This window comes from Pseudobacteroides sp. (assembly GCF_036567765.1).
Classification (GTDB): domain Bacteria; phylum Bacillota; class Clostridia; order Acetivibrionales; family DSM-2933; genus Pseudobacteroides.
The window spans coordinates 1-12,412 of sequence record NZ_DATCTU010000043.1 but is presented as its reverse complement, the minus strand read 5'-3'; the positions used below and the strand labels follow the sequence as shown (position 1 = coordinate 12,412).

General features: G+C 36.8%; 13 protein-coding genes. 1 reads left to right on the top strand and 12 read right to left on the bottom strand.

Annotated elements, in window-relative coordinates; genetic code table 11:
- Positions 1-75: 75 nt before the first annotated feature.
- Entirely contained in the window at positions 76-939 is an 864-nt protein-coding gene (metF, locus tag VIO64_RS07490) for a methylenetetrahydrofolate reductase [NAD(P)H] (RefSeq protein WP_331916732.1), read from the top strand.
- Between the two features lie 87 nt (positions 940-1,026).
- On the opposite strand, the gene VIO64_RS07485 is transcribed toward metF, so the two are convergent.
- The 12 genes from VIO64_RS07485 to VIO64_RS07430 all read right to left on the bottom strand — a co-directional run bounded on the left by VIO64_RS07485 (position 1,027) and on the right by VIO64_RS07430 (position 12,185).
- Positions 1,027-1,914 (bottom strand): M50 family metallopeptidase, encoded by an 888-nt coding sequence (locus VIO64_RS07485; RefSeq protein ID WP_331916730.1) that lies wholly within the window; start codon positions 1,912-1,914, stop codon positions 1,027-1,029.
- Between the two features lie 4 nt (positions 1,915-1,918).
- On the bottom strand, positions 1,919-2,878 hold the full coding sequence (locus VIO64_RS07480) for a M23 family metallopeptidase (RefSeq protein WP_331916728.1): 960 nt from the start codon (positions 2,876-2,878) through the stop codon (positions 1,919-1,921).
- 230 nt (positions 2,879-3,108) lie between these two features.
- Entirely contained in the window at positions 3,109-3,510 is a 402-nt protein-coding gene (locus VIO64_RS07475; protein ID WP_331916726.1) for a methylglyoxal synthase, read from the bottom strand.
- Between the two features lie 105 nt (positions 3,511-3,615).
- Positions 3,616-3,900, bottom strand: coding sequence for a cell division topological specificity factor MinE (gene minE, locus VIO64_RS07470; protein WP_331916724.1), 285 nt, complete (start codon positions 3,898-3,900; stop codon positions 3,616-3,618).
- Between the two features lie 14 nt (positions 3,901-3,914).
- Positions 3,915-4,715, bottom strand: coding sequence for a septum site-determining protein MinD (gene minD / locus VIO64_RS07465; protein ID WP_331916722.1), 801 nt, complete (start codon positions 4,713-4,715; stop codon positions 3,915-3,917).
- A 256-nt stretch (positions 4,716-4,971) separates the two neighbouring features.
- Positions 4,972-5,655 (bottom strand): septum site-determining protein MinC, encoded by a 684-nt coding sequence (gene minC / locus VIO64_RS07460; RefSeq protein ID WP_331916720.1) that lies wholly within the window; start codon positions 5,653-5,655, stop codon positions 4,972-4,974.
- Positions 5,656-5,762: 107 nt separating this feature from the next.
- The gene (mrdA, locus tag VIO64_RS07455; protein WP_331916718.1) at positions 5,763-7,910 is read right to left on the bottom strand and encodes a penicillin-binding protein 2; all 2,148 of its coding nucleotides are present in this window, start codon (positions 7,908-7,910) and stop codon (positions 5,763-5,765) included.
- Between the two features lie 39 nt (positions 7,911-7,949).
- Positions 7,950-8,465 carry a rod shape-determining protein MreD gene (gene mreD / locus VIO64_RS07450; protein ID WP_331916716.1) on the bottom strand — a complete coding sequence of 172 codons (516 nt, stop codon included), beginning with the start codon at positions 8,463-8,465 and terminating at the stop codon, positions 7,950-7,952.
- A gap of 18 nt (positions 8,466-8,483) precedes the next feature.
- Complete coding sequence (mreC, locus tag VIO64_RS07445; RefSeq protein ID WP_331916714.1) at positions 8,484-9,311, bottom strand: rod shape-determining protein MreC; 828 nt, start codon at positions 9,309-9,311, stop codon at positions 8,484-8,486.
- 52 nt (positions 9,312-9,363) lie between these two features.
- On the bottom strand, positions 9,364-10,386 hold the full coding sequence (locus VIO64_RS07440; RefSeq protein ID WP_331916712.1) for a rod shape-determining protein: 1,023 nt from the start codon (positions 10,384-10,386) through the stop codon (positions 9,364-9,366).
- A 56-nt stretch (positions 10,387-10,442) separates the two neighbouring features.
- Positions 10,443-11,033, bottom strand: coding sequence for a Maf family protein (locus tag VIO64_RS07435; RefSeq protein WP_331916710.1), 591 nt, complete (start codon positions 11,031-11,033; stop codon positions 10,443-10,445).
- 243 nt (positions 11,034-11,276) lie between these two features.
- Positions 11,277-12,185 carry a hypothetical protein gene (locus tag VIO64_RS07430; RefSeq protein WP_331916708.1) on the bottom strand — a complete coding sequence of 303 codons (909 nt, stop codon included), beginning with the start codon at positions 12,183-12,185 and terminating at the stop codon, positions 11,277-11,279.
- Positions 12,186-12,412: the final 227 nt, after the last annotated feature.

Below are 12,412 nucleotides of genomic sequence, written 5' to 3'. Positions count from 1 at the left end.
TGTTATAATAGTTAATAGTTAGAATAAATATTTTTCTAATAGATTAATCACTTTAATTGCATTCTGGAGGTCACGATGAAACTAATTGATTTATTCAATGACAAAAAGCCGATTGTTTCCTTTGAAATATTTCCGCCAAAGCTTGATACCCCTCTTGACACTATTTTTGATGCACTTGAAAAGTTCAAAGCCCTTGGGCCCGACTATATAAGTGTTACATACGGAGCAGGCGGCAGTCAGAAAGACAGGACTATAGAAATTTCTTCCAATATAAAAAATACATATAACATAGAAAGCATGGCTCATTTAACATGTGTAGGCCACACTATTGAAGAAATAGATTTTATAGTTGACTCATTGATTGAAAACAATATAAAAAATATTTTAGCCCTTAGAGGTGATCCCCCAGCCGACCAACCCGACTTTGATTTCAGCAAAAATAGCTTCAAGTATGCTTCTGAGCTTATATCCCATATCAGAAGCAGGCATAATGATCTTTGCATAGCCGCCGCAGCTTATCTTGAGGGGCATCCCGAATGTAGTAAAATCAAGGATGATATGATCAACCTTAAACATAAAACTGATGCTGGAGTTGATTTCCTTGTGACGCAGCTTTTCTTTGATAACAGGCTGTATTACGAATTTCAGGAAAGAGCCGCAACAATTGGGATAAAGTGCCCTATAGCAGCTGGAATAATGCCTATATTCAGCTCCAGAATAAAAGCCATGACAGCTAAAAGCGGCTGTTCAATACCTGCCAAGCTGGTAATGATGCTTGATAAATATCAGGATAACCCGGATGACCTGTTAAAAGCAGGTATAGAGTATGCAAGCATACAGATACGTGACCTTATTGATAATGGTGCTGATGGAATTCATTTATATACTATGAACAGGCCCAAATCCAGTTCAGAGATACTTAAAAACGCAGGCCTATAACAAAATGGCCTATCCAAACGGATAGGCCATTTTGTTTGCCTGCTGAAACAATTGAATTCCCCCAATTATATATGTAATGACGTAAGTCTAATCATCTGCAATAATGAATTCTTCAAATGTCATATCCCCACTGTGTTTTATCACACCGTCCATAATATCCTGTTCTGTAAATACCTTAAGAAGCTTCAGATCTTCATCCAGAACATGAATTATGTGAAACCTGTCAAAATCCAAATTCCTTATAATATCTCCCATACGCATGGTTTTAACAACAACCAGGTCTCTGGCCGGATATATACCTTTTTTTAATAGTCTAGATCTTCTATATATAACATCCTTCATATTCATAATTGCTACCTCCTTTTTAAAACTCTTCAGCTCACCAAATATAAAAATACCGATCAATATAAGGCTAAAATTTACCAAACTGTATGAAACAAGTACACAACCTAGTATTATAAAAAATACCGATAACACATAGGAAACACAACATATGTAACTATGTGCTTTAAAGCTACCCATTCTTGCAGAAGTCAGCTCAAAAACAATTCTTCCTCCGTCTAACGGCATGACAGGCAGAAGGTTGAACACTGCAAGGCTAATATTGAGGTAAGCGATTAATGTAAATATAGATTTATGATATGGAAAAGTGTTAGCAATTATAACAGAAATTATGAATAAAAGTATATTTGTTAATGGCCCGCATATATAAATGATAATTCTTTCAGTCCTTGTGTTTTTACCTTCTATTTCTGCCTTCAACCCAAAGGGTGATATCTTAATAAAACTGATAGAATTCCCAAAAAACATTGCTGGAAAAGTATGACCTAGCTCATGCAGCAGCATGGAAAGATAGGCCGCAATGTATTCTTCTGCGTATCCGCAAACAACCATAATGGTTATTGTAATCAAAAACAGAAAATCTATTTTTACCTTTTTTACCAGAGATATAACACTATTATTTATCGATATCATTTAATTAGCCGATTTTTACGTAATCTAATGGATTTACAGGTGTGCCGTTTTTCCAAATCTCAAAATGCAAATGTGGTCCTGTAGAAGTACCTGTACTTCCCACCTTCGAAATAATTTCCCCCTGCTTAACCATATTGCCTTTTTTTGTAACTATTACAGAACAGTGTGCATAAAGGGTAATATATCCATTCTGGTGATCAATTTTTACCATATTTCCAAAAGAAGAATTAGGACCCGCTTCTATAACCTTTCCTGCCATTGCCGCTTTTATCGCAACACCATGATTTGCTTTAATGTCTATGCCTTTATGCATTTCTACCTTACCCTTGATAGGATGAATCCTATCTCCAAATTCAGATCCCAAAGGACCGCTAGCAGGTACCATGAATTTTACATTTGTTTTGTTTGTGTTTTTGATAGATGACTTTTCATTAACCTTTGGCAGACTTTTTTCTGTATTCCCATCTTGATTATTTCCTTCTGCCGTATTTGGTTTTTTCTCTTCCTGAATATCAAGTTCATATTCTTCAATTATTCCACCGTAATCAATTTTGGAGGAATCGTCATATTCAAACGGATATATAGGAGCACTTGCCGGAACCGAGTCTTCTTCAGTACTGCTTATATCAATAGCATCCTGATCCTTTTGATCATTACTCCCTTCCCCCTGTGATTCCTTCTGGATAGTATTTTTCTTCAGCATATCGGTGAATGAATTTATTTTGCCGAATATATCATCCATCTTAACATCATACTCCATAACGTAGCTCACCTTGTCTGCTAAAAAATCAGTTATGGGTGTATCAAAACTCATAGCAATGCTTACCAGTAAAAATATCAAAAACGATATAATCAATTGCTTGAAAATAGTGAAAGTTAACTTGCTGTTTTCACTATTCTTTTTCTTTTTTCTGTTATATGTACTTCTGCGTTGATAAGTTCCTCTTGCTGTAGTATTATCCATTTATTCTCATCCTTAAAGTAAATATTTTTTGAATTTTAAATGTGGTATATCTGCTAATCCGATTCTTTTAAATTATATTAGTTTCTCAAAAAATATATTACTTTGAATAACAAAATCATGAAGTGATTTTGCAACATTGATGGTTGTCATGGGAAACTAAAATAACCGACTGAATGACAGCCAATGCATTTGGCTATTATTCCAGTCGGTTATTTTGAATTTAGAATTTATCAATAACTTGGATTTATGAGTTCCCTCCAGGCTAAATCTCCTCTGTCAAGACTCTTAATCAACATCTCGGCAGTAGCAACATTCGTAGCAAATGGTATGTTATTTGTATCACAGTGCTGTAAGAGTAATGTTATGTCCGGCTCATGAGATTTGGGGCCTATGGGATCCCTCAAAAAAATTACAAGATCAATCTCATTATATGCTACTCTCGCAGCTATTTGTTGTTCTCCTAAGAGTCCGGGTGCACACATATTGATGTTTAACCCTGTTTGCTCCATGATGGTCGACCCTGTTGTGCCTGTTGCAATCAGGTTATGTGATTGCAAAATCCCTTTATAAGCTATACAGAATGCTACCATGAGTTCTTTTTTAGAATCATTGGCTATTAATGCTATATTCATTAAACTGTACCATCCATATAATTTTGCGTTGAATCAGTGACTAATGCAGTTAAAATGTTTTGAAATGCTGTAGTTAATTTTATTATATATTATGCTACCCGTTAATTATTTTCCACTATTTTTTACATTTCTAATGGGTATATTGGCAACCAATGCAGGAACAACACTATCTCCATCATCGCCTTTCGTTCTGGTAATCTGCAAATCTAAAGCACCCTCATCAATTTCCATATAGTTTTGAATTACTTTGATTATTTCACCTTTTACCATTTCAAGAAACTGAGGAGAAACATTCGCCCTGTCGTGAATCAAAACGAGTTTTAATCTCTCTTTTGCAACATCTTTTGATGTTTTTGATCTACCAAACAACTTTGCCAAATCCAATAACATATGTTTCCCTCCCTTTAATTAGCTTTTAAGCCTAAAAGTTTTTTAAGCCTAACAACAAAACCCTCATCTGTATCCAAATTAAGCAAAGGAATATCCTCGCCTAAAATTCTTTTTGTAATATTCCTATAAGCTTCACCTGCTAATGACTTTGCATCATTTACAGCGGGCTCCCCTCTATTGGTGGAAACTACCACCTTTTCATCATCAGGGACAACCCCGATTATATCTATGGCAAGTATGTCAACAATATCATCAATTGTCATCATGTCTCCGCGCTTAACCATATCAATTCTTACTCTGTTAATGAGTAATTTTGGATTTCTAAGCTCGTTTGCTTCCAAAAGCCCTATTATTCTGTCGGCGTCCCTTACAGCCGAAACCTCAGGTGTTGTAACAACAATAGCTCTGTTTGCACCAGCTATTGCATTTTTAAACCCCTGCTCAATTCCTGCAGGACAATCCACTATAATAAAATCAAATTCTGCCCTCAGTTCATCACAAAGCTTCATCATCTGCTCCGGATTAACTGCTGACTTGTCCCTGGTTTGTGCAGCAGGCAGGAGATAAAGCCCGTCATAACGCTTGTCCTTGATTAAAGCCTGCTTTACTCTGCATGTACCCTCGACAACATCCACTAAATCATAAACAATTCTATTTTCCAATCCCATTACAACATCAAGATTTCTAAGTCCTATATCAGTATCCACCAATACTACTTTTTTACCTTTAATCGCCAATCCAGTACCAATATTTGCAGTGGTAGTAGTCTTGCCTACTCCACCTTTACCGGAAGTAATTACAATAACCTCACCCATTAATATATCCCCCTAAAATAATATCCTTGAAAGTCGCTATTTAATTAAGTAAAAATAAAGCACTTTATATAACCCTCTTTAAGGAAATTATCTCTTTAATATGCTACCTTAAAATATTAGATTATATTGAAATGTGACAAGTAATGACTAAAATGTTATTACTAAATCTCAAAATTAATTAAAATGATATGAACACAAAACACCCATATTAAAAATATATATTTCTTTTTAGGTTTTGTCAATCAGGTATTATCCTTTATTTATGCTGAGGTAAATATCTTTCGATATAGACTGTATTATCCTTGATATAAGCAATTTCAGGAATAAATGTTGTTACAGCTTCCTTTTCATCAGGAGGTCTTGTTATTACATCGGCAATTCTCAGTTGCGTCGGCTGCAGATTAAGTGCCGCAACTACAGCCTCCTTATTTCCGTCTGCACCTGCATGAACTATTCCTCTCAGGGAACCCATAACAATAACATTTCCCGCTGCAATCACCTCTGCCCCCGGGTTAACATCCCCAAGCACTATTATGTTTCCGTCAAAGCTTACTAGTTGGCCTGATCTAAGAGTACCCTTGTGAAATCTGCAAACACCCTCATCAATACCTTTAAAAAATAAAAACTTTTTAATTTCTACCTTGTTTAAGGGCTTTGGCTTAGACTCCTTAGCCTGTACCTGCTGCTCGGTTTCACGGCTGAAACTTTTGATTTTGGCACCGCTTTTGGATGTTAAAAGTTCTAAAAGCTTTGCCTCTTCATCCTTTGAAAGACTTCTGCCTCTGTATCTTACATCAAGTATGGCACCCTTGAAAAATTTCCCCGCTAAAGCTATCTTTTTTTCCATTTGTGTGTAAATATTTCCAAAAACCTCATCCTCTTTAAGTATAACCGTGAGCCCGTTTACTGTACCCTTAAATATTACACTGCTTTCCTCCATCCATGATACCCCCGACAGTTTTAATAAAAAATAATCATTCAACTTTTAAATTATATCAAAACACTTTATATTTTTCTATTATTTCGTTAAGTTCAAGACATTTAAACCTAGCGAGTAAACTCAATCTGGTTTGTTTTTAATTTGTCATCCGATCTTGATGCACCTGAGAGATTAAAATATTCTTTCATTATATCTATTGCAATGGGAGCAGTATTAGCCCCCCACGCACCATGCTCTACGACGACAGCAATCGCAATCTGCGGCTTATCTGCCGGGGCAAAGCAAACAAACAATGCATTGGATGATTTTGTTTTTTCATAACCGGTTTCCGCAGTACCCGTTTTACCGGCAACCTCTATCGGAAAATTCCTGAATGCAGATACCGCAGTACCACCTTCCTGCATTGTTACGGCTTTCATACCCTCTATGACAAGATCAAGGTTCTCCTTCTTAATGGGTATCTTTGTGTAGTCCGGCTTATTTTCCATTACCGTTGATCCGTCGTACTTGACAACCTTCTTGATAAGGTGCGGTCGCATGAGCTTACCGCCATTTGCTATTGCTCCAATATAGTTTACCAACTGAAGTGGAGTAAAGGAATTGTATATCTGACCAATGGATGCCTGGGCGGTATCTGCTTTCCACCAATCTTCAATTCTTCCGTAGTTACGCTTAAACTCGTCAGATTTTTTATATTCCCTTGATGCAAGAACGCCTTTAGATTCATCCTTTAGATCTATACCGGTTTTTCTACCCAAACCAAACATGGATCCCCATTTACTGATATTATCTATACCTGTCATAACTCCAAGCTTCTCAAAATAGATATTGCATGAAGTCTCCATAGCACTCTTTAAGGTAAGATCTCCATGGCCGTATTTACGCTCAAGGCATTTAAACTCCCAGCCATCTATTGTATACTTACCGTCGTCGTTTATTATATTTCTTTGTGGTGAAATTGCACTTGACTCTAATCCCGCAATGGCCGTAAGAGGCTTAAAAGTCGATCCCGGAGCATAACGCCCGTTGATAACCCTATTCAGTGTAGGCGACAACTTTGCAAGCTCGAATTTTTTATCATCATAATACTCTTGAATTTTCTTTTGTGCTTCCTTATCATCAGGCTTTGCAATAAAGTTGGACGGATCATAGCTTGGATAGCTTGCCATGGCAAGGATCTCACCGGTATTTACATCCATGGCTACGGCAGATCCTGTCTTGGCATCGCCGAAATTCTTCTTACCGTCAGCCTGGCTTCTTATTATCTCCAAATTCCTCTCAATGGACTCCATTGCTACTCTTTGTAAATTCATGTCCAGTGTAAGCTTTACTGTACTGCCTGGCATAGCAGGATTGGTCTCCAACTCCTCTGTCAGTCTGCCCGCTATATCCACTTCAATCTTCTTCTGCCCGTCTTTTCCTCGTAGATACGGCTCTGCAAAGGCTTCAATGCCTGACTTTCCTACCACTTCATCCTGTCTGTAGCCTTCTTCCTTAAGCTTGCTATATTCTTCCTCATTCATTTTTCTTACAAAACCGATTACATGGCCCGCTGTTTCTCCCATTGTATACTTTCTAAATGTTTCAACGTCTGTATAGACACCTGGAAACTCTTGATGCCTCTCTTCTATCTCTGCAACAGTTTCCCTGCTGACATCCTTAGCCAAGCTTAATGATGTCAGGGATGTATATCCCCTTATAAGCATTTCGTACCTCATGCACATTATCTTGTATGCATCCTCCATAGAGTACTTCTCATCAATTTCAAACTTTTTTCTTAAAAACTTGAATGTTCCTTCAGGAGTAGACATTAAGTCAGCATTCTTTTTGTTTGGATCCATATCCTTTTTCCAGCTTCCAAGTCTCTTTTCCGACTTATTGATTGCAGACCCGAATGCAAAAGGCTTTATGGTAAGATATTTCTCCAGGCTTTTGTCATAGTTGTCTCCATTCTTTTCAAAAATATTGACAAGCTTTAAAAGCATCTGATCCCTTTCTTCTGCATCCATTTTTGTCTTAATTATCTGAATCGTGTAACCAACCCTGTTAACAGCAAGAGGAACCCCATACCTGTCCTCAATATTACCCCTTGGTGCAGATACACGCCTCACATTTGGCAATTTTCTCTGGGATTCTTCATCGTACTTTTTACCGTTAATAATCTGGAGATTTACCAATTGAACCACAATTACAGCCCCGAACAATATAAAAAAGATTGCCAGAATATTATACCTGTCTTTAAAAAATTCTTTCATAGATATCACCTTATTTTATTTTTTTATAAAACCTCTAAACTAATACTTCCTTAAAGATTTCTTTGTTCTGTTAAACCTTCTGTCCAGCCTTACTACTATATAGAATAAAATGATGGTAACAGCAGTATTGTACAGTGCCTCTGGAATTATTTTATTTGTAAAAGAGTATAAAAAGTCGGTATGTCCTTTAAGAAAAATACCTAATAAATAGACTAAGGTTTCATAAGCCACGCTGGCACAGAAAGAAAAAAACAATGCCACAAAAACATTATCACGGTATATCCTTTTGTTCAAAGAACCCACTACAAGCCCCAGGTACATCCCTAACAAAGCATAGAATCCTATTACCTTTCCTGAAACTATATCCTGCATAAGTCCCCCGAAAAAACCGGTTACAGCTCCTTCAATGTTTCCACGGAGCAAGGCAATGCTTACAATGAATATCAGCATCAGATTAGGCTTAATATTATTTATAGTTATATATTCCAAAATGGTTGTCTGCAGCAATATGGCTATACAAATGCCTGATACTGCAATAGTTATACGTGACCTCATATTAGTTACCTGTAAAAATTATTTTTTACTCCTAAGCACAAAAACATCCTCAAGCCTCCTAAAATCAACAACCGGCTCTATTATAGCATATCTGTCAAGCTCATTATTTATCTGTCTGATTTCCTTGACTTTTCCGATTGTAATCCCCTTAGGAAATATTCCTCCTATTCCTGATGTCTCAACGCTGTCTCCAACTGCGATATCAATTCCTGGAGAAATGTTGTACATTTTACATAGTCCCTGATCCCTCAGTGAAATATCTCCTTTTACTTCAACAAGGTCTCTGGTCTTTGTAAGTCTTGCACTTACAGTACTGTCAATGTCAATAACTGAAATAACCTTGGCCGAGATAGGTCCTGATACCAACACTCTTCCTACAAGGCCCTTACTTGCAACAACAACACTGTCTTTATTAACTTGATTGTTGCTTCCCTTATCTATTGTAAATACGTTAAACCAATTGCCTGCATCCTTTGCAATTATGTTGGAGCTTATATAGTCAAACTCTTTCAACTGGTTTTTAAGATTCAAAGCCTCTATCAGCAAATCATTCTTTGTCTTCAATTCTTTAAGGCCTTCAACTTCCTTTTCCAGTTGGACAACCCTCTCCTTAAGCTTGTCGTTTTCTTCCCTGATGGCTTTATTATCGTTAAAAAAAGATAAGGTTCTGTCAACTTTACTGCCGCTGAATGACAGCACATTTTGAACCGGTGATACGATGGTATTAAAGAGATTACTAAACCAACTAAGCTTGCTGTTAGTTTGTGAAGTAACCCCCATAACAATAAACAAAACTAAAGTAACTATTAAAAGCAAAAAAGGTTTTTTCTTTAAAAGGCGTAACACATAACGCCCCCCCTTCATACAAACATGAAATGCCTTTTATTCCCAAAATATATTATTTCAATTTTTTAGGAGAAATAAGGACCTTTTTCAGTGTTTCAATTTCATCCAAAACCTTGCCGGAACCTATAGCAACACAATCCAGAGGACTTTCTGCCACAGAAACAGGCATTCCCGTCTCTTCCCTTATAAGCCTGTCAAGTCCACTCAATAGTGCTCCCCCACCTGTCAATGTAATTCCCCTGTCCATTATATCAGCAGCAAGCTCCGGCGGTGTCTTCTCGAGGGTATATTTTATAGAGTCCACAATGGAATTGATGGGCTCCTTAATAGCTTCGGTAATCTCAGATGATGTAATTTTTATGTTTTTGGGCAAGCCCGTTATTAGGTCCCTGCCTCTAATCTCCATTGATTCGTCCTTTGGCTTTAAATAGGCAGCTCCTATGTTCATTTTTATTTCCTCTGCAGTACGCTCGCCTATCATAAGATTGTATTCTTTTTTTATATAATGAACAATTGCTTCATCCAATTCATCACCGGCTATTCTTAAAGATTTGCTTGTCACAATACCTCCAAGGGATATTACCGCTACCTCGCTTGTTCCTCCTCCTATATCCACAACCATACTGCCTGAAGGCTCCTCAACCGGCAAATTGGCACCAATAGCGGCAGCCATAGGCTCCTCAATAAGGTAAGCCTCCTTCGCTCCTGCTTGGATTGTTGCTTCCTCTACGGCCCTCTTTTCTACTTCAGTCACTCCTGACGGTACACAGATAACGACCCTTGGTTTGCTAAACAATCCCTTTGACATGGCCCTTTTAATAAAGTACTTGAGCATGCTTTGTGTAATATCAAAATCTGCAATGACCCCATCCTTCATAGGCCTGATTGCAACAATATTGCCCGGAGTCCTTCCTATCATGCTTTTTGCCGCATCACCAACTGCCAGAATATCGCCTGTACGCTGATTAACCGCAACAACAGAAGGCTCCCTTACTATAATACCTTTTCCTTTTACATGTACAAGTGTATTCGCCGTACCTAAATCTATACCTATATCTCTTGCTAATAAGCCCATTACTTTTTCTCCTCCTATAACCGCTTCAAATTTAACCCAAATCTGCTTTCTATTACTTATCCTATCTCACCCATCAATAAATTAACACCGAAGCTTCTCATCATAACGTTCAATTTGTTAAGAGGAAGCCCTACAACATTAAAATAACACCCTTCAATTCTTTCAACTATCATGGCCCCAAGGCCCTGAATTCCATAAGAACCTGCCTTATCCATCGGTTCCCCTGACTTGATGTAAGCCTTAATTTCCATATCTGATAAACTTGTCATTTTCACAAGGGTTTTTTCATAGTCAGTAATACCCTTTTTGCTACCCGAATCTATAACCGAAACACCTGTTATAACTTCATGCCACTGACCCTGTAATACCTTAAGCATCTCAAACGCTTCATTCTCGTCTGAGGGCTTACCCAAAATGCCATCTTTTACCACTATTGTGTCCGCTGCTATAATTAGTGAACTGATATTAGTTTTATTTGCTATATCGAGTGCCTTTTTACGTGCAAGGTCGACTGTATAGCTTGCAGGCTCCAAATTACCTATATTGGCCTCATCAATATCTGATGGTATTATCTTAAATTCAAGTCCAATCCTTTTCAAGAGCTCCGAGCGCCTCGGCGACGCAGATGCTAGTATTATATCCTTCATGTATACCTCATTTATCGTTCTCGTTAACCTATATGTTTCAAATAGACAAGTATAAACCAATATTACTTTATCATCAAACCATATTATATCTATTTAATACATAATTTTCAACAATGCTTAGAATATTTCGAAATAATACTTTTTAATTATATTAAATGCGATAGATTTATCCCTTTTTAATATAGTTTGATGTAATTATACTATTTGGCTTATAATTATAAAACGGAAATTAAACCCATGCGTTTAGTGTATGGATTCTTTTACCTTTACCGCAATATTATCGAACTTATCCAAAATTTTACTCATATCCGACATGCTAAGCTCCTCTATAGTTTGATTTTCACAACCGGCTTGTTTTAAAAATTCCTTTCTAAGGGAGTCATTATCAGGATCTATCCCCGTTGTTTTCATTTTCATCTTAAGGTAATTAACCTGTCTTGCTGTAGCTTTTTTACCTGCATACACCTCATTTTCGGGTGCTTTGGGAGCAGCTGCCGGTGCTGTATTAACTGCAGTGCTACCCGGTGCACTGCTGATTTTGGTCTGAACTTTTTTAAACTCTTCATCAAGCAGCCTTACTTCTCCGGGAAACAGCCAGTCATTTTCACCCATAAGCTTTCTTATAACCCTGTCACAAGCACCTGTTATTGTCTTCTCAATCCCAAATTCCTTATCATCAATCAATTCCTTGGCGATATAAAATTTTTCCTTGTCCGTCAAAGTTATGTCCATATCATTTTTTATTCTGGGCTTATTATTTTCCCTTAATATTCTACCGGTTTCGTCCCTAACATAATTTTTAGCCTCAATTTTTTCTACAACATAATTCTGGTACCTATTAAAAAAGTCCAAATGCTTTCCGTCCACAATTATTTGTCCGGTGTTCAAGTCTTTGCCCACAACTTTAACAACGTATGTAGGCAACTCTATTACCCCTATACCTGGAAACTCTTCTCTATTTTCCCTCAATACACTAATTTCTATACTTTCTATAGATATACCCTTCTCCTTCGCCTTTTTAAACAAACCTTCCGCCTTTAGCCTCAATTCTCCACTCCCGCCTCTATAAAAGTCTTTATCTTTTGAATAAACTACATCAACTGTTTTTATATTATTATCTCCACTGAGTTGGTTTTCATTGGTATCACTCATGTATCAAATTCCTCCCGATAAAATCTACAAATATAGATTAAAGTGTTAATAATATTTTAATCTACATTTATTATTTGATTAATTAAATGATAATAGTAAAGTTTTTATTGTATAGACTTGAAATAGGTGACAATTTGACGGTGAAATAAAATTAATAATGTTAATTTTTTTTACTTCTCTTTTTTATGTTTTAGAAGTATAATATATTTAAGTAAATATAAATACTG